This window comes from Mycobacterium sp. KBS0706 (assembly GCF_005938675.2).
Taxonomy (GTDB): Bacteria; Pseudomonadota; Alphaproteobacteria; order DSM-16000; family Inquilinaceae; genus Inquilinus.
The window spans coordinates 32,486-53,285 of sequence record NZ_VCCH02000016.1 but is presented as its reverse complement, the minus strand read 5'-3'; the positions used below and the strand labels follow the sequence as shown (position 1 = coordinate 53,285).

The following is a 20,800-nucleotide window of genomic DNA, read 5'->3' as shown; positions in this document are numbered from 1 at the left end:
CAACAGATTGTCGCAAATGTGGTGGATTGCGGGGACGTCCTGATGTCTCGGCAGGCGGGAAGAAACATCTTGCAAACAATCCGACAATCACTATCGTCTGGCAAACGATTGCCAGTATCAACCAGAACGGGTGGAAGGATCCGTTCCGCGGTGCCGGCCAACCAGACCCCGATATGCAGGCGACGCTGCCTGCCAGGGGCGATGTCCCATCCACTGCCATTGACCGACCGATGCGCCGGCAAGCGTCCCATGTCACCCCCAGGCCAGACGACTCCGTTTCCGGATCGATCCTCTATGCTGATGCGGACGCCTTTGGCCGGCAGGTCTGCGAATCCGTGCTCGGCGCGACTTTCGTGCCCGATGGCGGGGAGTTCCGCGCCGCGATCCGGTTCAACGTGGTCGGCAGCAGCGGGGCGGCCCATCTGCGCATCACGCCCGGGGTGCTGACGCGCCGCGGTGGCTTGTGCGGCGTCTCGGGCGCGCATTTCCTCGTCCTGGTGCTGCGCGGCAACGGCCTGCTGACGGTCGGGCAGGCCGGGCGGCCGCTGTCGCCGAATTCGGTGGCCGTGATCAGCGGCGCCCAGGGCTTCAGCTTGGCGCTGTCGTCCGGGGAGGCCGGCAACTGCGAGCTGGATCTGCTCCAGGTGGCGGGGCTCGAGCCGCCGGCCCTGGCCAGGGAGTCCGGCGTCGTGGTGACGACCAACGCGTCCTTCGCGGATTACATCGTCGGCCTGGCCGAACTGGTGCAGCCGGAAGGCGGGGAGATCGGGCCGTGCCGGCGCGACATCCCGGTCTTCGACTATATCGGGGCCGCGATCCGCGACTACCTGGCGCAGGACGAGGCGGAGATGGGCCTGCACCGCGACCATGGGCTGTATCAAAGGATCAGGGCCTTCATCGCCCGGAACGTGAAGAACCCGGCCCTCGGCGCCGACCTCCTGGCCCGGGAGTTCGCGATCTCGAAGCGCAAGCTCTACAGCATCTTCTACGACAGCCGGGCGTCGCTGCACGAGACGGTGATGACCGCACGGCTCGAAGCCGCGCGGCGGGAAATCGAGGCCGGCGGGCAGAAGGTGGCAAGCGTGATCCTGGATCACGGCTTCTCCAACCCGTCGACCTTCTACCGCAACTACAAGCGCCATTTCGGCCGCGTGCCGCGTGCCTAGAGCGGGATGAATTGAGGTCGGGTCAGTCCATTCTGGACCCGGCTCATAGGATGTCGAGCGTCCTCGCGCGCTGCCTCTCCCGCGAGCGAGGCCTGTTCAGAACTCAGCCGTTTGACCCGGTCTATGCCTTTAATCCTCCCCCTCCCCTTGCGGGAGGGGGCAAGGGGGAGGGGGCTGCGCGCGTCCGCGCGCGTGGGGTGGTAAGTAGAGCTCGCCATTCGTGCCGCTCTGCGACGATCCGGGTCGGGGCGGGCCGAGAGAAAACCCTCCCCCAACCCCTCCGGCAAGGGGAGGGGGAGGATAAAAAGTCTATACGGGATGGATGGAGGGATTCTGAAAAGCTCCCGCAAGCGGGAGAGGCAACACCTCACCGGCTTTGACGCGATCAGGATAGCTCGATCTCGCCTAGACTCAATCCCGCTCTCGCCGCTCGCGCCCTCCCGCACAAGAGACCGTCCGCAGTATCGTTGGTCGCTGTATTCAAAAGATCTCTTCATACCGGATCACTGCGAAGCGCGAGTTTTCCGATAATTCGATATGACATTATTGCAAATTTAAATCATACAATAGGAATTGCAGATCACCGCAAATCGGAAGTAACGTTTGCTATAGGGTTTCTTGGTTCGGAATCGGATGCCTATGTTTAATGAAATGCAATTAATCCTTCTTCATTAATTCTGCAATTTTGATTCGGAAAATAGTAACATTACAAAGTAAAAATCTACGCATTGTATAGAGGTATTATATTATTGAAATAATTTGTTAGTAAAAAGAGTTCGATGTTTGTTTTGGCAAACGGTTGCTTGGGAAGCATATTCTGCGAATTCGGTTACTTTTTGCGCAGAAGATGATCAGCTGCAGAAGAGATGTTTCAATCGGCAGATTATCGGGAGGACAGCATGGATAGAACGGATTTCCACTTGTCGCGCCGCGATGTCATGGTGGCGGCCGCTGCGGCCGCCGCAGCAGCGGCCGTTCCGCTCCGGCCGGCTCGGGCCGCCGCGAAATACACCCGCCCCAACGTCACCAGCGCTGCCGGCCAGAAGATGCTGGCCATCTACGCCAGGGGCGTGGAGGCGATGCTGAAGCTGCCGCCGGACAACCCGCACAACTGGTTCCGCAACGCCTTCGTCCACTTCATGGACTGCCCGCACGGCAACTGGTGGTTCTATGTCTGGCACCGCGGCTATATCGGTTATTTCGAGCAGACCATCCGCACCGTGACCGGGGAGGCCAGCTTCGCCCTGCCCTATTGGGACTGGACCCAGCTGCCCCGGATCCCGAACGAGATGTTCGACGGCGCCCTGGCGCCGACGGGGATGGCCTTCGAGCCCTATACCGGCAACCTGGCGCTGTTCAGCGCATTGATGCAGCCGGCCCTGACGACATACTGGGGCACTCTGACGGCCGGCCAGCTCGATCAGCTGAAGAAGCGGGGGTACACGTCCCTCGACGGCATTTGGAACGACGTGATCGGCGGCGCCATGGTCGGCGATCCTCCCGAGCTGGTGGGCATCGCCGGGAACCAGGCCTTCACCAACACCTGTGGCGCCCGCTACCTGTCCCGCGACAACCCGGATCTGGACAAAGACACCGCCTACGACGTCTCGCCGCCGATGGTCCGCGGAGGATTGCATCCGCAGGAGTTCAACCGGGAGCAGGCCCAGCTCAGCTTCACCAGCGCCAAGACGACATCGCACAACGTCCCGCCGGCCGGCCGGCAGGTGTTCTCGATCCTCGAAGGGTTCCCGCACAACAAGGTGCACAACTATATCGGCGGCGTCGGCCCGCTCCAGCTCGGCCCCTACGGCGTCATGGCCAACAACCTGTCGCCGATCGACCCGATCTTCTTCCTGCACCACGGCAACATGGACCGGCTGTGGGACGTCTGGTCGCGGAAGCAGAAGGCCATGGGCTTTTCCGATCGTCCCTCTGCGGCGGACGCTCCGACCTTCTTCGCCGAGCCGTTCCTGTTCTTCATCGACGGCAGCGGCAAGCCAATCACCGACGGCAAGGCCGAGATGTATTTCGACATGGCCGTGTTCGACTACGACTACGAGCCGGGGTTCGGTGAGGATGTGATCCCGCAGACCGGCGCGACGGTCACGGCCGGCGCGCCGCAGGTGATCCAGGGCGCCGTCGCGGCCAATATCGGCAAGGTGGTGGTGCCGCTGGCCGCCGTCCGCAGCCATCTCGCCGCCGCGGCCGCCGAGCGGCCGCTGATCGTGGAGATCACGGTGGCGCGCCCGCCGGGGGTGGACGGAGCGCGCGAGTTCGACATCCTGGTCAACGCGCCCGAGGGCGTCACCGAGGTCTCGGCCGACAGCCCCTATTATGCCGGTACCTTCGCCCTGTTCGGCGCACCGATGCCGGGCATGCACCGGCATGGGGACCTGGCCTTTGCCGTGCCCCTGCCGAAGACGCTGCGCGCCTTCACGGAGCTGGGCGCGGCGACGGAGGCGACGCTGAACATCCGGGTGGTGCCGTCCGATGGACAGACCAAGAAAGCGCCCGTCGTGCTCAAGGCCGTCTCTGTGGCGGCGCAGTAAAGCGGCGCTGCGCTCCGCCGCCGCGGCACTGGGATTGCTCGCGATCCTGGTCCTCGGCGGCGGCAGCGCCGTGGCGCAGGAGCTGACGCTGGCCCTGCCGCGTCCGCTTCGGCCGGGCGAGATCGCCTGGCTCGAGGTGGAACTCGGCCCGGTCGGCCGGGGCCGGGAGGTGATCGTGGCGACCGCATCGGGCCAGACCATCGGCGTGATCTCGCCCTTCGCCATCCGCACCGGGCAGGACGCCGGGGTCTACACGCTGCCGTTGCCGGAAGACGTGATCGCGGATGGGCGCGTGACCGTCCGGGTCACCATCACCCAGCCCGGCGGGGCACCGCGCATTCCGACCGGGCAGGAAGTCCGGCACGTCGCGGTGGTCGTCAGCCCCTGATCGGCCGGCTACCCCCTGGGGGCGGAATTGTTGCGGTTTTGATCGTGCGAACATTTTTGGGAGGGAGATATGGCTGTCGATACCAAAATCCCGATTGGACGTCTTCTGCTGGCCGGCCTCGCCTGGGCCGCGTTCGGCGCGGTCCCGGCCGCGGCGCAGACCGCGGAGCGCTTGATCAGCAACCCCCGGGTCCTCGGCGAGGGGATCGCACCGCAGAGCCTGACGCCGACGGTCCGGGCGTTGCCGCATGAGAAGGTGCTGAACCTCAACATCGTCTACACGCCCGGTCAGCTGTACAACCCGGCGACGGGCCTCGAGGACCAGGTGTATCTGCGCAGCTACAACGGCACCGACGTCGATCCGGACACCCCATACGTCTCGCCGACGATCGATGCCGTGCCGGGCGACACGATCCGTGTCAACCTGGACAACCAGCTGCCGGCGGACCCGACCTGCGCGGGCGGTGACGGGCACAACGGGCCGCACTGCCTCAACGGCACGAACCTGCACACCCATGGGCTGTGGGTGAACCCGTCGGGCAATGGCGACAACGTGCTGCTGTCGATCAACCCCGGCGTCAAGTTCCAGTACGAATACAACATCCCGAGCGACCATCCGGCGGGGACGTTCTGGTACCACACCCATCGCCACGGCTCGACCGCGCTGCAGGTGTCGAGCGGCATGGCCGGGGCGCTGATCATCCGCGGCGACCGGGAGCCCACCCAGACCACCCAGGGCGATCTCGACACGCTGCTGGACGGCCTGCCGGACCGGGTGCTGGTGTTCCAGCAGATCCAGTACGCCTGCCGCAACCCGGACGGGTCGATCAAGCGAACCAATCCTCCGGATGACAAGACGTATCGCTGCGACCCCGGCGATATCGGCACCATCGAGAATTACGACGTGTTCTCGCCGGGGCAATGGCCCGAATCGGGGCGATACACCTCCATCAACGGTCTGGTCCTGCCGACCTTCGAGGCCAGGCAGGGTCAGCTTGAGCGCTGGCGGATGATCCATGGCGGCGTGCGCGACACGATCACGCTCAGGATCGTGAAGATGAAGCCGACGGCCCAACTCGCCGCGACCTTCAGCCAGGCGCAGGCCCAGGCCTTCATCCAGGACTCCTGCAGCGATTCGGGCATCACCCGTTATCGGGTCGCGGCGGACGGGCTGACCATGGCGCAGGCGCAGGGCTCGAACGTCACGGTCTTCCAGCCCGGCTACCGCTGGGATGAGGTGGTGGTCTTCCCGGAGGCGGGCCGCTACTGCCTGATCGACTCATCCTCTCCGTCGGCGGGGTCGGTCAACGGCGATAACCCCAACCCGTCGTTGCTCGGCTTCGTGGATGTCGCACCGGGCACGCCGGTCGGGAATCTGAACAGCTATGTCATGAACGCCCTGGTGACCCAGGCCGAAGCCAAGATGCCCGCCGATATCGCACCGGTGGTGGTCGCCGACCTCAAGGCCGGCCTCAAGCTGTCCAAATTCGTCCCCCATCCGGACATCGCGGACAGCGAGGTGACCGGCCAGCAGGAGCTGACCTTCTTCATCCGCGTGCCGCCCAACCCCAACCCCGAGCAGAAGCCGACCTTGTTCGAGGTGAGCAACACCTTGAACGAGGACGATGCCGAGCCCTACGACCCGACCCGGCTGGACCGCCCGCTCAAGCTCGGCGGTGTGGACGAGTGGACGCTGCAGTCCCATTTCGTCAGCCACCCGTTCCACATCCATGTCAATCCCTTCCAGGTCGTCTCGATCCTCGATCCGAAGGGCCGGGATGTGAGCGTGTTGGGAGCCCTCGATGACGATGGCGGCCAGCCAGGGGTGGCCGACCCCCAGTATCCGGGCCTGAAGGGTGTCTGGAAGGACACGCTCTGGATCAAAGGCCTGAGGCCTCCTGCCGATGGCGGCCTCTATACGATCAAGATCCGGACCCGCTATCAGCGCTATATCGGCGAGTTCGTGCTGCATTGCCACATCCTCGACCACGAGGATAACGGCATGATGCAGAACGTCGCGATCGTGCTGCCGGACGGGAATATCGCGGAGGCGGCCGCGGGGGCGTCGCCGCTCCAGCTCCAGAGCCATGAGATGCATCCGAAGCCCTGAGCCGGGCCGGGCCGCCCGGATCCTCCCGCGGGACCCGGGCGGCTTCATTCCGCTGTAAACACCTTGTTCAGTTGTATTATCTGACGTCTTAGTTCATGATATGTTCCATGAACAAGACGCAGGCCGATTCAGCGACGGAGACCCCGCCCAATCCCCAGGAGGAACGGGCGGCGGATCTGTGCGTGCTGTCGGAGCTGGTCGAGATCCAGATGTCGATCGCCCAGGCGACGCAGCAGGAGGCGCTGCAGGCGCCGCAGCCCGGCGTGGATTATGGCCAGCGGATCGCCACCATCGCGCGTTCCGTGCGGCTGACCCTGCTGCTGAAGGGCAAGCTGTCCCAGCAGGCCAAGGAGAAGCGCAAGGCCGCGGCGCAGCGCGAGGCGGCGCAGGAGGACTGGCACGCGCTGCGGGTGAAGCTGGCGATGACGTCGGCGGTCTATGCGGTGTCCAAGGACGGCGACGAAACCGACCGGCGCTGCGCCGAGATGGCCGAGCAGCTGGAACGGCCGGAGGTGGCGGAGCTGATCGAGGCCAGCCGGGCGGAGGTCGTGGTGGCGGCCTTGTGCCGGCGCTGGGGCTACCCGGTGCAGGCGGAGCGCTGGCTCGAGATGGCCGATGCGGCGATGGAGGATCTGGGCTTCCTGCCGGACGAGGACGGCGAGGACGATCCGCCCGAGGACTCACCCAAGCCCGGCCCGGCCGCTGCCGGCCGGCGCAAGCCCAAGCCGCCGGACACGGGGTGAGTTGCCGGCGCGTCGCACTCACCCATCCACCACTTTCAACCTTCACGCGAACGCAGCCTTCCACACTCCCCCTCCTCTTGCGGGAGGGGGGGTGGGGGAGGGGTCTGCGCGCGTCCGCGCGCGAATGCGCAGAGGACAGGCCGATGACCCGACCCGGCCTCGATCCACTCCGCTCAGCCGCCCGGGAACAGCTTGGTCTGCTCCGCGTCCCAGGCCACATGCACGGCGTCGCCGAAGCCGAACTCCGCGTCGCCGGCCTCGGCCAGCGGGCTGCGCACCGCCAGCTCCTGGTTCCACGGCGTCCGCACCGTGTAGTGCATGGTGTCGCCGAGGAAGGTCCGGTCGACCACCACCCCCGGCAGCCCGGCCCGGCCTGGGGCGCCGGCCGAGCGTTCCAGCCGCATCCGCTCCGGCCGCACCATCAGCATCGCCTCGCCGCCGCCGGCCTCCAGCCCCTGCAGCGGCACGCCCTCGATCCGCGACCCGTCCGGGCACACGATGATCGCCCGGCCGCCGCCGCTGGCGGCGATCCGGCCCGGCAGGAAGTTGGAGTTGCCGATGAAGCCGGCGGCGAAGCGCGTGCGCGAGGAATCGTAGAGGTCGCGGCCGCTGCCGACCTGCTCGATCCGGCCGTGGTTGAACAGGGCGATCCGGTCGGACAGGCGCAGCGCCTCCTCCTGGTCGTGGGTGACATAGAGGATGGTCACCCCGGTCTCGCGGTGGATGCGGCGGATCTCGACCTGGATCTCCTCGCGCAGGGTCTTGTCCAGCGCCGACAGCGGCTCGTCCATCAGCAGCACCGGCGGGTCGTAGGCCAGCGCCCGCGCCAGGGCGACGCGCTGCTGCTGGCCGCCGGACAGCTTCGCCGGCAGCCGGTCGCGATACGGCTCCAGCCGCACCAGCTCCAGCATCGCCTTGACCTTGGCCTGGATTTCGGCCTCCGGCCGGCGGCGGACGCGCAGCGGGAAGGCCACGTTCTCCGCCACCGTGAGATGCGGGAACAGGGTGTAGCGCTGGAACACCATGCCGATGTTGCGCCGGTGCGACGGCACCGTCAGCAGCGAGCGGCCGTCCAGCAGCACGTCGCCGGCGCTCGGCTCCAGCAGGCCGGCGATGACGTAGAGCGTGGTGCTCTTGCCCGAGCCGGAGGGGCCGAGGAAGGTGACGAACTCGCCGCGGGCGATGTCGAGCGAGACCGCCTCGACCGCCACCGCATCGCCATAGGCCTTGCGGATGCCGCGGATGCTGAGGAAGGGCGAGGTCATGGCTCTTTGCTCCTGCGGAACAGCGCCGCCAGCAGCATCAGGGCGGCGGTAAAGGCGACCAGCAGCGCCGAGGCGGCGGCGATCACCGGCGACAGGTCCTGGCGCAACGCGCCCCAGACCCGCACCGGCAGGGTCTGGAGATCCGGGCTGGCCATGAAGATCGCCAGCACCACCTCGTCCCAGGAGGCGAGGAAGGAGAAGATCGCGGCGGCGAACAGTCCGAGGCGGATGCCGGGCAGGGTGACGCGCAGCCGTGCCTCCCACGGGCTGGCGCCGCACAGCACCGCCGCGTCCTCGATCGCCTTGTCGAAACGCTCCAGCGCGTTGCCGATGGACAGCACGGCGAAGGGCAGGGCGATCACCAGATGGGCGATGACGAAGCCGGCCAGCGTGCCGTTCAGATGCAGCCGCAGGAACAGGGCATAGAGCGCGACCGCCAGCACCACCACCGGCAGCACCATCGGCGTCAGGAACAGGGCGCGCATCAGCTCGCGGCCGCGGAACCGGCCGCGCACCAGCCCGAAGGCGGCCAGCAGGCCCAGCAGCACCGACAGCACCGTGACGATCGACGCGACCTTGAGGCTGGCCAGGACGGCGTCGAGCCAGCCCGGATCGGCGAAGAGCTCGCGGTACCAGCGCAGCGTCCAGCCAGGTGGCGGGAACTGCAGCCATTGCGACGACCCGAAGGACAGCGCCACGATCAAGAGGATCGGCAGCAGCAGGAACAGCGCCACCGCCAGGCTGATGCCGCCGAGCAGCCAGCGCAGGGCGCCGAGGCGGTCGTAGTTGAGCAGCATCGCGCGCCTCCTACCCGGCGGTCCGGCCGAAGCCGAACCAGCGGATCTGCACGGCGTAGAGGGCGAGGGTGACGACGAGCAGCACCAGCGCCGCGGCGCCAGCCAGGCCCCAGTTCAGCAGCGACTGGACCAGCTGGGCGATCAGCTCGGCCAGCATCATGTTCGAGGTGCCGCCCAGCAGCGACGGCGTCACGAAATAGCCCAGCGACATGACGAAGACCATCAGCGCGCCGGCGGCCATGCCGGGCGCCACCAGCGGCAGGAACACCCGCCGCAGCGACTGGCCGCGGCTGGCGCCGCACAGCGCCGCCGCCTGGAAGATCGCCGGGTCGATGGTCCGGATCGCGGCGTGCAACGGCAGGATCATGAAGGGCAGCATGATGTAGGTCATGCCGATGGTGACCCCGACCAGGTTGTTGGTCAGCGCCAGCGGCTCGGAGATGATCCCCAGCTCGATCAGCGTCCGGTTGATCAGCCCGGTGCGCTGCAGCAGCACCATCCAGGCATAGGTGCGGGCCAGCAGGTTGGTCCACATCGACAGCACGACGATGCCGAACAGCAGCGCCGACCAGCGGCGCGGCGCGATCGCCAGGAACCAGGCCACCGGGAAGCCCAGCGCCAGGGTGACCGCGGTGACCAGCCCGGCGACGGTGAAGGTGTTCAGGAACACCTTCAGATAGGTGGTCGACCCGAAGAACTCGGCATAGTTGCCGAGGCCCGGCTGCGGCTCCAGCACGCTGCGCAGCAGCAGCGCCAGCACCGGCAGCACGAAGAACAGCAGCAGCAGGCCGAGCCCGGGCAGCACCAGGCCGAACCCGGCCATGGGGCGCCGGATCCGCGGTGGGATCGGGATCGTGGTGTCGGATCGGGCCATGACCATCGCCCTGCCTCCCCGGCTCATGGGCGGCGCGGCGACCCCGCCGCGCCGCGGTCGGTCACTGCGTCTGCCAGGCGTACCAGCGCTTGGCGATGGCATCGCGGTTGGCGGCCCAATAGGCCATGTCGAGATTGATCTGGCCGGCGGCGTGCTGGTCCGGCAGGGTCGCGACGGTGGTGGCGTCCATCAGGTCCTTCGACTTCAGGTTGACCGGCGCATAGGCCGTCTCCGCCGCCATGTCCGCCTGCCCCTTGGCGCTGGTGGCCTGCGCCAGGAACTTCATCGCCGCATCCTTGTTCGGCGCGCCCTTCGGCACCACCAGCATGTCGGCGGCCGTGAGGTTCTGGTCCCAGGACACGCCGACCTTGGTGCCGGACTGCTCGAGCGCGTGCAGCCTTCCGTTCCAGAACATGCCGAGCGCGGCCTCGCCCGAGGCCAGCAGCTGCTGCGACTGGGCGCCGCCGCCCCACCAGACGATGTCGCCCTTGATGGTGTCGAGCTTGCGGAAGGCACGGTCGAGGTCGAGCGGGTACAGCTTGTCCGGCGCCACCCCGTCGGCCAGCAGCGCGATCTCCAGCACGCCCGGCGCCGACCACTTGTAGAAGGTGCGCTTGCCGGGGAAGGCCGTGGTGTCGAACAGGTCGGCCCAGCCCTTCGGCGCCTTGTCCCCCAGCACGTCCGGGTTGTAGCCCAGCACGAAGGAGTAATAGAAGCTGCCGACGGCGTGGTCGGTGACGAAGCGCGGGTCGATCTCGTCGCGCTTGACCACCGAGAAGTCGAGCGGCTCGACCAGCCCGTCCTGGGCGGCCTTGACCGCGAAGTCGTATTCGACGTCGACCACATCCCAGGCGACGTTGCCGCTCTCCACCATGGCCTTGAACTTGCCGTAGTCGGTCGGCCCGTCCTGCTGCACCTTGATGCCGGTGGCGGCGGTGAAGGGCTCGGCCCAGGCCGCCTTCTGGGCGTCCTGGGTGGTGCCGCCCCAGCTGGTGAACACCATGCTCTGCGCCTGCGCGTTCGCGGCGCCCAGGGCCAAGCCCAGGACAATGCCGGCCGCGAGGGTTTTCAGCGTCTTCATTCATGCCTCCCGTTGTTGATTGAACCTGTTACGCGTCCGGCCGCCTCCGGCTCATGGGCGGCGGCGAGAACGGCGCCGCCTTCAGGATCTTGCTGTCCATGGTCTCGATCAGGGCCTGGATCTTCGGCAGGAACTCCTGCCACCGGGCATCCGCCGCCAGCGCCGTACGGCGCCGCTCGCGGTCGGCGAGATCGTCGAAGGCCCAGAGGTGGACGATCTCGTTCAGCGGCCCGATCTCGGTGGCGAAATAGCCGACCAGCGTGCCGAGATGCGGGCGCTGGATGGCGATGCCCTCCTCCGTGACCAGCCGCAGGTAGCGCGGCACGGTGCCGGTCTTCAGCCGATAGGTGCGCAGCTCGTAGATCATGGGTCCTCAGCGCATCACGAACGGGTCGGGGATCGGATCGTCCGAGGTCCGGATCCAGACCGATTTGGTGCGGGTGTATTCGCGCATCGACTCCTGCCCGCCCTCGCGGCCGAGCCCGCTCAGGCCGTAGCCGCCGAAGGGCGCCATCGGCGAGATCGCCCGGTAGGTGTTGACCCAGACCACGCCGGCCCGGATGCGCCGGACCAGCCGGTGGGCGCGGGCCAGGTCGCGGGTGAAGACGCCGGAGGCGAGGCCGAACTCGGTGTCGTTGGCGGCCGCGACCGCCTCTTCCTCGCCGTCGAAGGACAAGACGCTCAGCACCGGGCCGAACAGCTCCTCGCGCACGCTGGGCACCGCCTGGCTGTCGCAGTCGAGGATGGTCGGCGGGTAGTAGAAGCCGGCCCCGTCCCGCGGGCGGCCGCCGGCCACCAGCCGGGCGCCGGCGGTGAGGCTGCGCCCGACCACCTCGACGATGCGGTCGCGCTGGCGCCGGGTGGCCAGCGGCCCCATCTCGGTCGCCGGGTCCTGCGGGTCGCCGATGCGGATCGCGGCGGCCTTGCGCGCCAGGATCCCGAGCAGCTGGTCGCGGATGCCGCGCTCGACCAGCAGGCGCGAACCGGCGACGCAGCTCTGGCCGCTGGCGGCGAAGATGCCGGCGATCACGGCATTGGCGGCGCTGTCGAGATCGGCGTCGGCGAACACCAGCACCGGCGACTTGCCGCCCAGCTCCAGCGTCGTGTGGGCCAGGTTCTCGGCGCTGTTGCGGACCACGTGGCGGGCCGTCGCCGGGCCGCCGGTGAAGGCGACGCGGGCGACCAGCGGATGGCTGGTCAGCACCCGGCCGCACTCCTCGCCGAAGCCGGTGAGGATGTTGACCACGCCCTTGGGGAAGCCGGCCCGATCGACCAGCCGCGCGAATTCCAGCAGCGGGGCGGGGCCGTCCTCCGACGCCTTCAGCACCACTGTGCAGCCGGCGGCGAGCGCCGGCCCGAGCTTCACCGCCGACAGGAACAGCTGCGAGTTCCAGGGCACGATCGCGGCGACGACGCCGATCGGCTCGCGCCGCAGCGTGACCTCCATGTCCGGCTTGTCGATCGGCAGATGCGCGCCTTCGATCTTGTCGGCCAGGCCGCCGAAATAGCGGTAGTACTCGGCGACATAGCCGATCTGGGCCCGGGTCTCGCGGATGATCTTGCCGGTGTCGCGGGTCTCGATCGCGGCGAGGTGCGGCGCCTCCTCGGCCACCAGGTCGCCCAGCCGGTGCAGCAGCTTGCCGCGCTGCGTCGCCGTCATCCGCGACCAGTCGGACTCCAGGAAGGCGCGATGCGCCGCCCGCACCGCGCGGTCGACATCCGCGGCATCGGCCGCGGGCATCAGCGCCCAGGCCTCGCCGGTCGCGGGATCGGTGCTCTCGAAGGTCGCGGCGCCGTCCGCGAAGGCGCCGTCGATATAGTGCTGGTACCGGGGCAGGGACATCGGACCCTCTCGCTTCCGCCTCAGGTGAAGGCGGGCATCACCTTGTCGATGAACAGCTCCAGCGACCGCTTCTTGCGCTCGAAGGACAGGCCGCTGTCGATCCACAGGCTGTACTGGTCGTAGCCCAGCGCCTCATAGGCCTTCAGCCGGGCGATCACGTCGTCGGGCTCGCCGATCACCAGGTTCCGGCGCATCAGCTCGGGCGCGTATTGCGGCATCGCCGCCATCTCCGCCTCGCTCAGCGGCTCCAGGAAGCCCTGGCGGATCGGCCGCTCGTTCTTGAACCAGGCGCCGAAGGTGCAATAGAACCGGCTCAGCTCGCGCGCCGTCTCCGCCACCTCGGCCTCCGAGGCGCAGACGAAGCTGTGCATCAGCAGCATGATCTGCGGCCGCGGCCGCTCCGGATGGGCGGCGCAGGCGGTGTTGAAGCGGTCCATCAGGCTGGCGACCTCGGCGTCGCCCGAAGCCAGCGGCGTGACCTGGACGTTGCAGCCATTGGTGACCGCGAATTCATGCGAGTTCGGGTCCCGCGCCGCGACCCAGATCGGCGGGTGCGGCTCCTGCACCGGGCGGGGCACGCAGGTCGTCGCCGGGAAGGACCAGAACTCGCCCTGATGGGCATAGTCGCCCTGCCACAGCTGCTGCACCGCCGGGATCAGCTCGCGCAGGCGCTGCCCGGCGCCCCAGGCGTCCAGCCCCGGCAGCAGCCGCTCATATTCGAAGGAATAGGCGCCGCGGGCGATGCCGATATCGAGCCGGCCGCGGCTGGCGACATCGGTCAGCGCCGCCTCGCCGGCCAGCTTGATCGGGTGCCAGAACGGTGCGATCACGGTGCCGGTGCCGAGGCGGATCCGTTCGGTCTTCGCCGCCAGATAAGCCAGGTTGATGAAGGGGTTCGGCGCGATCGTGAACTCCATGCCGTGGTGTTCGCCGACCCAGGCCGCCTCGAAGCCGCCGTGCTGCGCCAGCTGCACCAGCTCGGTCAGCTGGTCGAACAGCTCGGTGTGGGACGGGCCCGGGGCCAGCCGCTCCATATGGACGAAGAGGGAGAATTTCATCGCAATCCAGCCTCGTTCTGGGCTTGCAGGGCGCGGACGGTGCCGGCCGCGGCGTCGCCGACATAGATGCCGAAACTGTCCTCGCTGCGCTCCTTGACGAAGCGCTGCAGCATCGACCGCACGGCGTCGTCGGCCAGGCGCGGCCAGGGGATGTCATCGAGCGGGATCAGTCGCAGCGCCGGGTCTTGCGGCAAGCCGCCGGCCAGGGTGCCGCGGTAGTAGATCGACACGGTGCCGCGTGGGGCGTCCTCGAACACGGCGAACAGGAAGCTCAAGCGCGCGTCCAGGCCATGCCGGGCCAGCACACCCTTCAGGCTGCGCGGGTCGGCCGCCGGGTCGAGGCCCACGCCGACGGGCAGGTCGAGCCGGCCGTCGCCGCCCTCCAGCAGCAGCACCGCGCCGTCCCGCTCCAGGATCGCGCCGACCCGGGTGCGGCGGTCGGCGGCGGCCAGCGCCTCCTGCGACAGGCCGAAGGCGAGATAGGCGCCGCGGCAATAGGCGAGGGGGGTGGCCGGGGACTGGCCGAAGCCGGCGACCCGGCCGATCAGCACCAGATGGTCGCCGGCATCGACGACCTGATGCGTGGTGCAGTCGAACCAGGCCGTCGCCCCGGCGATCAGCGGGCTGCCGGCCGGCCCGGTCGACCAGGCGGTCTCGGCGAATTTGTCGGGGCTCTTGGAGGCGAACAGGCCGGAGACCTGCTGCTGGTGCTCGGCCAGGATGTTCACCGCGAAATGGCCGCTGCCCTCGAACACCGGGCAGCTCGCCGCGGTCTTGGCGATGCAGATCAGGACCAGCGGCGGGTCGAGCGACACCGAGGTGAAGGAGTTGGCGGTGAAGCCGCGCGGCCCGCCGCCGGGCTCGACCGTGGTCACCACGGTGACGCCGGTGACGAAGCTGCCCAGCGCCTTGCGGAACTCTCGTGGATCGAAGGTGGTCATGGCACCTCCTCGACAAAGGCCCGCAGCTTGGCATTCACCAGCGCCGGGGCGGTGAGGCTCATCATGTGGCGTTCGCCCGGCAGGATCTCGGCCCGCCCCCGGGGCACGGCGGCGGCCATGGCGCGGGACATCTCCGGGCTCGAATTCGGGTCCTCTGCGCCGGTCAGGAACAGGGCCGGCACGGCCAAGCCCCCCAGCCGGTCGGCATGGGCCGCGTCCGAGCTGGCGAACAGGCGGTAGGTGCGGGCGTAGCCGACCGGGTCGGCCGATTCCAGGAAGGCGCGCGTCTGGCCCGCCACCTCGGCCAGCGCCGCCGGCACCGGGTCGCCGAACCAGCGGGCGATGGTGCCGTCGACGGCGCCGCCCGGCCCCTCCGCCTCGATCCGGCGGGCGCGGTCCAGCACCGCCTCGCGCTGCGCCGGGGTGCGGCGGTACACGGCGTTCAGCGCGGCCACGCCGGCGGTCCGGTCCGGGTGGTTCAGCGCGAATTCCAGCGCCACCAGCGCACCCATGGAATGGCCGACGATGACGGCGTGGTAAAGCTCGAGCGTGTCCATCAGCGACCGCAGCTGGTCGCTGTAGTCCTTCAGGTCCGGCCGCTCCGGCGGCAGGGCGCTGCCGCCATGGCCGAGCATGTCGTAGGCGACGGCGGTGTGGGTGGCGGCGAAGGCCTCGATCTGCGGCGCCCAGACCGCCGATGCCATGCCGACGCCATGGATGAAGACGATCGGGCGGCCCGTGCCGGCCTTGCGCCAGCGCGTCTCCCCGGTGGCGAGGGCGGCCTCAGGCATCGGTGCCGCCGAGGTCGCGCAGGTCCTGGTAGCGGTCGCCGATGCGGTGGTGCGGCCGGCCGCCGATCGAGGCGCCGAGCGCGACCACGATCTCGTCCGGCGCCGGCGCATCGACGATCGAGAATTGCACGGTCAGGTAGTGCGAGCGCCGGCCCTCGTCGTTCTTGTCCATCAGCGGGATGGTGACCGGGGTGGCCGGGCCGCCGCGCAGATTGGTGAAGGACAGGTAGCTCTTGGCGCCCACGGCGCGGCGATAATGGTTGCCGAAGCGCAGGGTGTGGATCAGCGCCGAGGCGTGCTCGATCTCGCCCGACGTGCCGACGATGGCGGCCTTGCCATAGGCCTCGACCGCCTCGCCGGATCCCGCCACCCGCAGGATCTCGGCCGTGAGCATCTCGCCCAGCACCGGGGCCTGGTCGTGGATCTCCGGCTTCAGGTCCTCGACAAAGCCGCGACCGGCCCAGGGGTTGGTCAGCACCGCCGCGGCGGCGAACAGCTTCAGCGGCCGCGGCGCCGTCCGGCCGCCTTCGATCCGGGTGTCCTCGACATAGGTCACGAGCTTGCGCAGCACCAGCGTCATTCCTTGCCCCTGTGTCCCGAGCGCTCCGTCCAGGCGCTATGTCATCTTCTCGTAAGATGGTATACCATCGGACAATCGAGTCAATGGCCAGAATTCTCCTCCGGCATCCGGGCCGGGATCGGTCTGGTGGCGGATGCCGCGATGGGCTAGGAGGGACGGGCCGGGAGAAAGCGATGAACGACGAGGACACGCTGCTGAAGGTCGACCGCAGCGCGCGGACCCTGCGGGAGTTGGCGCTGGAGAAGCTGCGCGAGGCGATCCTGGGGCTGCGCTTCCAGCCGGGCGACCGGCTGGTCGAGCGGGACCTGTGCGACCAGCTTGGCGTCAGCCGGTCGATCGTGCGCGAGGTGCTGCGCCATCTCGAGGCCGAGGGGCTGGTCGAGAACGTGCCCTATCGCGGCCCGATCGTGGTGCGGCCGACGCCGGAGCAGGCGAAGGAGATCTACGAGATCCGCGCCATGCTCGAGGCGCTGGCGGCCAAGACCTGCGCCGAGACGGCGCCGCAAGAGATCGCGGCCAAGCTGCAGGCGGCGATGGGCCGGATCGAGCAGGCCTATGCCCAGAAGGCGCCGACCGCTGTGCTGGCGGCGACCCATGACTTCTACAAGATCTTGTTCCAGGGCAGCGGCAAGAGCGTGGCTTGGACCATCGTCAACTCGCTGAACGCCCGCATCTCCCATCTGCGGGCAATGACGATCTCGACCGCCGGTCGCTCCGACGAGGGCCCGGCCGAGATGCGGCGGATCGTCGAGGCGATCGGGCGGGGGGATGGGACGGCCGCCGCCCAGGCCTGCCTCGACCATGTCGGCCACGCCTCCGCGATCGCGCAGAGGCTGCTGTCACAGGATCAGCAGGCTCAATCCTGAGACGGTGAGAGCCGCCCGGCTCTCACCAGCGCACCATCCCGCCGTCGACATTCAGGGTCTGACCGGTGATCCAGCGCGCCTCGTCGGAGGCGAGGAAGGCGATTGCCGGGGCGATGTCGCGCGGCTGGCCCTGGCCGGGGATGGCCTGCAGCATCTCGACGAAGCCGAAGGCCTGGGCGTGGGGGCTGGCCATGACGCCGTCCGACGCCGTTAGCCCCGGTGTCACCGCGTTCACGGTGATGCCGTGCTTGCCCAGCTCGGTCGCCAGCGCCCGGGTGAAGCCGAACACGCCGCCCTTGGCCGCGACATAGGCCGCCATGTTCGGCGTGCCGGCGAAGATCGTGTTGGAGCAGATGTTGATGATGCGGCCCTGGCGGCCGTCGCGCCGCATCAGGTCCGACGACGCCCGCGACATCAGGAACACGCCGGTCAGGTTGACCGCGACGATCTTGTTCCAATGCGCCAGGTCGACCTCATCCCAGGCGATGAAGGGCACGATCGCGGCGTTGTTGACCAGGATGTCGACGCCGCCGGCCCGCGCCGCGACGGTCTCGTGCAGCGATGCCACCGCGGCCGGGTCCGAGACGTCGCAGGCGACGGCGAAGCTGTCGTTCCCCAGCCCCGCGGCCACGGCTGCGGCGCCGTCGGCGTTGATGTCGGCGACGACGACGCGGGCGCCATCCGCCGCCAGCCGCTCCGCGATCGCCCGGCCGATGCCCTGCGCCGCCCCGGTCACGATCGCGACCTTGCCCGAAAGATCCGAAGCCATGTCCCTGCTCCCCTTTGTTGGTTGGTGATTCAGCCGGCGTCGATGGCTTCCATGGCGGCCGCCACGCCGCGGCCGATATCGACCTTGTGGCCAAGTGCGCCCAGCGCTCCGCCGAGCGCGCTGATCGCGACCACGGCGTAGAGCGGCTGGGCGGTCGGTCCCATATGGCCGATGCGCACCAGCTTCCCCAGGGTCTCGCCGCGGCCGGAGGAGAAGGCGACGCCGTAGCGCTCGCGCGCCGCCCGTCGCAGCGCCTCGTCGGCCACGCCGTCGGGCACCCGGACCGCCGTGGTGGTGGGCGAGGCGATGCCCTCGCGCGCCGGCCACAGCGCCAGCCCCATCGCCTGCAGCCCGGCCCGGCAGGCCCGCGCGGTCAGCGCGTGGCGAGCCCACACCGCCTCCGGCCCCTCCGCCAGATACTGGTCCAGTGCCGCGTCCAGGCCGTTGACCTCGGCGACCGAGGGGGTGAAGGGGAAGGGCCGGTCGCGCCTCCAGGCATGCTCCCAGTCCAGGATGCTGAGCATCGAGGCGCGGGGCGCGTCGGGGTTGGCCTTCATCTTGGCCCAGGCGCGGTCGCTGACGCCGAGCAGGCTCAGGCCCGGCGCGCCGCCCAGGCACTTGTTCGGGCCGGTGACGAAGATGTCGGCGCGGCAAGCCTCGGGATGCACGTCCATGCCGCCGAAGGACGACACCGCGTCGACGATCAGATACGCCCCGTGCTCCGCCACGATGCGGCCGATCGCGTCCACCGGATTGATGGTGCCGGACGGCGTGTCGTGGTGGCAGAGCGAGACGATGCGGATGTCGGGCCGCCCCTGCAGCATGCGGGCGACGGATTCCGGATCGATCGCCTCGTTGTACGGCACCTCGATCTCGACCAGCTCGGCGCAGTACCGCTTGGCCCAGAAGCCGAAGCCCTTGCCATAGACGCCGGAGGCGAGGTTCAGCACCACGTCGCCGCGGGCGATCAGCGAGGCGGCCGCGGCCTCCAGCCCCAGCACCGGCTCGCCATGCAGGATCACCGGCGGGGTCGACAGGCGCATCACCGTCCGGGCCTTCTCGACCACCTGCTCGTAGAAGGCCTGGAACACCGGGTCGTAGTCGTAATGGATGGTGCGCGACAGCCCGCGCAGCACCGCCGGATAGGCGTCGACCGGTCCGGAGGTCAGGGTGAAGACGGGTTCGCGGATTTTCGGGTCGGGCATGGTCGTGGACCTCAGCCGTAGAATTTCGGACCGGTCTGGTAGTTCGGGAAGTTCTGCGGATCGTGCGAGAACATCAGCTCCGCCTGCCGGTCCTCCACCAGCTTGGCCAGGCGGCGCATCGAGGCGACGCCCGCGACCGGGTCGATGTGGAACGACGCCTGGCACAAAGTCTCCAGGCTCTTCTGGGTGTAGGCGGCGTCGATCGTGAACAGGATCGGCCGCCGGGTCTGGAACTCGACCAGCAGGCTGTAATGGCCGATGGCGTGGCCCGGCGTGAACAGCAGGTGCACGCCCTTGGCCAGCTCGACATCGCCCGCGACCGTCTCGAAGCGGGAATTGGCGTCGGTGGTGCCGGCCAGCAGCTGCTCGCTCTTGCCGCGCGCGGCGGCGGCTTCGGCCGAGAAGCTAAGGTCGGAATAGCCCAGTACCTCGAAGGGCTGCGGCGTCGCCGCCTGGGCGATCTCGTCCCGGTGGCACAGCTTCTTCGCATGCGGGAAATATTTGTTGCCGCCGACATGGTCGAAGTGGAAGTGCGAGTTGACGACGGTGCCGACATCCTTCGGCTCCAGCCCCAAGAGGCCGAGCGCGCCGGGGATGGTCTGCTCCTTCGTCTGCTGCGGCTTCTCGAAGGGCAGCACCTTCATCACATGGTCGTGGTCGAAGCCGCTGTCGATCAGGAAGCGGCCCTCGGCATGCTCGACCAGGATCGAATAGACCGGGAAGCGGATCTCGCCGCCAGGCCCGCGGTTCCAGAAGACGTGATAGCCGTCGAGGACGAGCGAGCCGCCGTCGAGCAGGTAGACCTTGGTGTCAGTCATGGGTTCCTCCGGAAGAGTCTCAGCGGGCACCTCGGACATAGGGCAGGCCCAGCGCCGCGGGCAGGCTGGCGCGCCGCCCGAACAGCACCAGCACCGCCATCACCGCGGCGAAGGGCAGCATCTGGATCACGTCGGTCGGCACGTCGACGCCGGCGACCTGCAGCGCCGTGGTCAGCGACAGGCAGGCGCCGAACAAGAGGGCGCCGAGCAGCACCCAGACCGGCCGGCCGCGCGCCAGCATCGCCAGCACGATGCCGATGAAGCCGGCGCCGTTGGTCATGAACGGGATGAACAGGCCGGCTCCGATATTGGCCAGGAAGGCGCCGCCGATGCCGGCCAGGGCGCCGGTCGCCAACACCGCGGCGGTGCGGATGCCGATCACGTCGACCCCGGCGGCATCCAGCGCCGCCGGCTTGTCCCCGGCCGCCTGCAGGTCGAGGCCGAGAGCGGTGCGCCGGAACACCCAGGCCAGGACGAAGGCCAGCGCGACGGCGAGATAGACCACCGGGTGGCGGTCGAACAGCGCCGGGCCGATCACCGGAATCGCGGACAGCAGCGGGATCGGCAGGGTGCCCGCCCCCTCCAGTCGCGGATAGCTCTGGGCGAACTGGAAATAGTGGAGCAGGGCAGTCATGCCTTCGGCGCCCAGGGTCAGGGCGATGCCGATGACGATCTGGTTGAGGCCGAGCCGGACGCAGAGCAGCGCCATCAGCAGGGCCACCAGCAGCCCGCCGCCAGCGCCGCCGAGGAAGCCGAGCCAGATCGACCCGCTGGAATAGGCGACCAGGAAGCCGAGATAGGCGCCGGCCAGCATCATGCCCTCGATGCCGACATTCAGCACGCCGGCCTTCTCCGAGATCTGCTCGCCCAGCCCGGCCAGCAGCAGCGGCACGCCGGCGGTGATGGCGCCGAGCACCAGCGAGGTCAGGAAGGCCTGGGTCAAGAGCCCGTCCATGC

Annotated in this window: 20 protein-coding genes; 6 read left to right on the top strand and 14 right to left on the bottom strand. The window is 68.8% G+C overall.

The window, feature by feature from the left end; all coding sequences use genetic code 11:
- Window positions 1-335 precede the first annotated feature (335 nt).
- The 5 genes from FFK22_RS42840 to FFK22_RS11205 all read left to right on the top strand — a co-directional run bounded on the left by FFK22_RS42840 (window position 336) and on the right by FFK22_RS11205 (window position 6,955).
- Entirely contained in the window at window positions 336-1,166 is an 831-nt protein-coding gene (locus FFK22_RS42840; protein ID WP_186002413.1) for an AraC family transcriptional regulator, read from the top strand.
- Window positions 1,167-2,065: 899 nt separating this feature from the next.
- Complete coding sequence (locus FFK22_RS11220) at window positions 2,066-3,715, top strand: tyrosinase family protein (protein WP_221938525.1); 1,650 nt, start codon at window positions 2,066-2,068, stop codon at window positions 3,713-3,715.
- 34 nt (window positions 3,716-3,749) lie between these two features.
- Window positions 3,750-4,103, top strand: a complete 354-nt coding sequence (locus FFK22_RS11215; RefSeq protein ID WP_221938524.1) for a hypothetical protein — start codon at window positions 3,750-3,752, stop codon at window positions 4,101-4,103.
- Between the two features lie 69 nt (window positions 4,104-4,172).
- Window positions 4,173-6,212 (top strand): multicopper oxidase family protein, encoded by a 2,040-nt coding sequence (locus tag FFK22_RS11210; protein WP_138888524.1) that lies wholly within the window; start codon window positions 4,173-4,175, stop codon window positions 6,210-6,212.
- A 107-nt stretch (window positions 6,213-6,319) separates the two neighbouring features.
- Complete coding sequence (locus FFK22_RS11205) at window positions 6,320-6,955, top strand: hypothetical protein (RefSeq protein ID WP_138888525.1); 636 nt, start codon at window positions 6,320-6,322, stop codon at window positions 6,953-6,955.
- Window positions 6,956-7,128: 173 nt separating this feature from the next.
- On the opposite strand, the gene FFK22_RS11200 is transcribed toward FFK22_RS11205, so the two are convergent.
- The 10 genes from FFK22_RS11200 to FFK22_RS11155 form a co-directional block, all read right to left on the bottom strand.
- Window positions 7,129-8,220: an ABC transporter ATP-binding protein gene (locus tag FFK22_RS11200; RefSeq protein ID WP_138888526.1), complete on the bottom strand. Its 1,092-nt coding sequence runs from the start codon at window positions 8,218-8,220 to the stop codon at window positions 7,129-7,131.
- On the bottom strand, window positions 8,217-9,017 hold the full coding sequence (locus tag FFK22_RS11195; RefSeq protein ID WP_138888527.1) for an ABC transporter permease: 801 nt from the start codon (window positions 9,015-9,017) through the stop codon (window positions 8,217-8,219). The genes FFK22_RS11200 and FFK22_RS11195 overlap by 4 nt, the downstream gene beginning before the upstream one ends.
- A 10-nt stretch (window positions 9,018-9,027) precedes the next feature.
- Window positions 9,028-9,891: an ABC transporter permease gene (locus FFK22_RS11190; protein WP_221938523.1), complete on the bottom strand. Its 864-nt coding sequence runs from the start codon at window positions 9,889-9,891 to the stop codon at window positions 9,028-9,030.
- A gap of 61 nt (window positions 9,892-9,952) precedes the next feature.
- A complete protein-coding gene (locus FFK22_RS11185; protein WP_138888529.1) occupies window positions 9,953-10,972 on the bottom strand; it encodes an ABC transporter substrate-binding protein in 1,020 nt (339 codons plus the stop codon).
- A gap of 28 nt (window positions 10,973-11,000) precedes the next feature.
- The gene (locus FFK22_RS11180; RefSeq protein WP_138888530.1) at window positions 11,001-11,339 is read right to left on the bottom strand and encodes an NIPSNAP family protein; all 339 of its coding nucleotides are present in this window, start codon (window positions 11,337-11,339) and stop codon (window positions 11,001-11,003) included.
- A 6-nt stretch (window positions 11,340-11,345) separates the two neighbouring features.
- Window positions 11,346-12,815 (bottom strand): aldehyde dehydrogenase, encoded by a 1,470-nt coding sequence (locus tag FFK22_RS11175; RefSeq protein ID WP_138888531.1) that lies wholly within the window; start codon window positions 12,813-12,815, stop codon window positions 11,346-11,348.
- Between the two features lie 20 nt (window positions 12,816-12,835).
- Window positions 12,836-13,873: an LLM class flavin-dependent oxidoreductase gene (locus FFK22_RS11170; RefSeq protein WP_138888532.1), complete on the bottom strand. Its 1,038-nt coding sequence runs from the start codon at window positions 13,871-13,873 to the stop codon at window positions 12,836-12,838.
- Complete coding sequence (locus tag FFK22_RS11165; RefSeq protein WP_138888533.1) at window positions 13,870-14,814, bottom strand: flavin reductase; 945 nt, start codon at window positions 14,812-14,814, stop codon at window positions 13,870-13,872. Before FFK22_RS11165 ends, FFK22_RS11170 begins: the two co-directional genes overlap by 4 nt.
- Complete coding sequence (locus FFK22_RS11160) at window positions 14,811-15,605, bottom strand: alpha/beta fold hydrolase (RefSeq protein ID WP_138888534.1); 795 nt, start codon at window positions 15,603-15,605, stop codon at window positions 14,811-14,813. The genes FFK22_RS11165 and FFK22_RS11160 overlap by 4 nt, the downstream gene beginning before the upstream one ends.
- The gene (locus FFK22_RS11155) at window positions 15,598-16,185 is read right to left on the bottom strand and encodes an amino acid synthesis family protein (RefSeq protein WP_138888535.1); all 588 of its coding nucleotides are present in this window, start codon (window positions 16,183-16,185) and stop codon (window positions 15,598-15,600) included. The genes FFK22_RS11160 and FFK22_RS11155 overlap by 8 nt, the downstream gene beginning before the upstream one ends.
- Window positions 16,186-16,358: 173 nt before the next feature.
- On the opposite strand from FFK22_RS11155, the gene FFK22_RS11150 reads away from it, so the two are divergent.
- Window positions 16,359-17,051, top strand: a complete 693-nt coding sequence (locus FFK22_RS11150) for a GntR family transcriptional regulator (protein ID WP_138888536.1) — start codon at window positions 16,359-16,361, stop codon at window positions 17,049-17,051.
- Between the two features lie 22 nt (window positions 17,052-17,073).
- On the opposite strand, the gene FFK22_RS11145 is transcribed toward FFK22_RS11150, so the two are convergent.
- The 4 genes from FFK22_RS11145 to FFK22_RS11130 are packed head-to-tail and all read right to left on the bottom strand — an operon-like array spanning window position 17,074 to window position 20,798.
- On the bottom strand, window positions 17,074-17,820 hold the full coding sequence (locus tag FFK22_RS11145) for an SDR family NAD(P)-dependent oxidoreductase (protein ID WP_138888537.1): 747 nt from the start codon (window positions 17,818-17,820) through the stop codon (window positions 17,074-17,076).
- A gap of 29 nt (window positions 17,821-17,849) precedes the next feature.
- A complete protein-coding gene (gene ppaT, locus FFK22_RS11140) occupies window positions 17,850-19,025 on the bottom strand; it encodes a pyridoxamine--pyruvate transaminase (RefSeq protein ID WP_138888538.1) in 1,176 nt (391 codons plus the stop codon).
- A gap of 11 nt (window positions 19,026-19,036) precedes the next feature.
- Window positions 19,037-19,843 (bottom strand): N-acyl homoserine lactonase family protein, encoded by an 807-nt coding sequence (locus FFK22_RS11135; protein ID WP_138888539.1) that lies wholly within the window; start codon window positions 19,841-19,843, stop codon window positions 19,037-19,039.
- Window positions 19,844-19,862: 19 nt separating this feature from the next.
- The gene (locus tag FFK22_RS11130) at window positions 19,863-20,798 is read right to left on the bottom strand and encodes an ABC transporter permease (RefSeq protein WP_138888540.1); all 936 of its coding nucleotides are present in this window, start codon (window positions 20,796-20,798) and stop codon (window positions 19,863-19,865) included.
- Window positions 20,799-20,800: the final 2 nt, after the last annotated feature.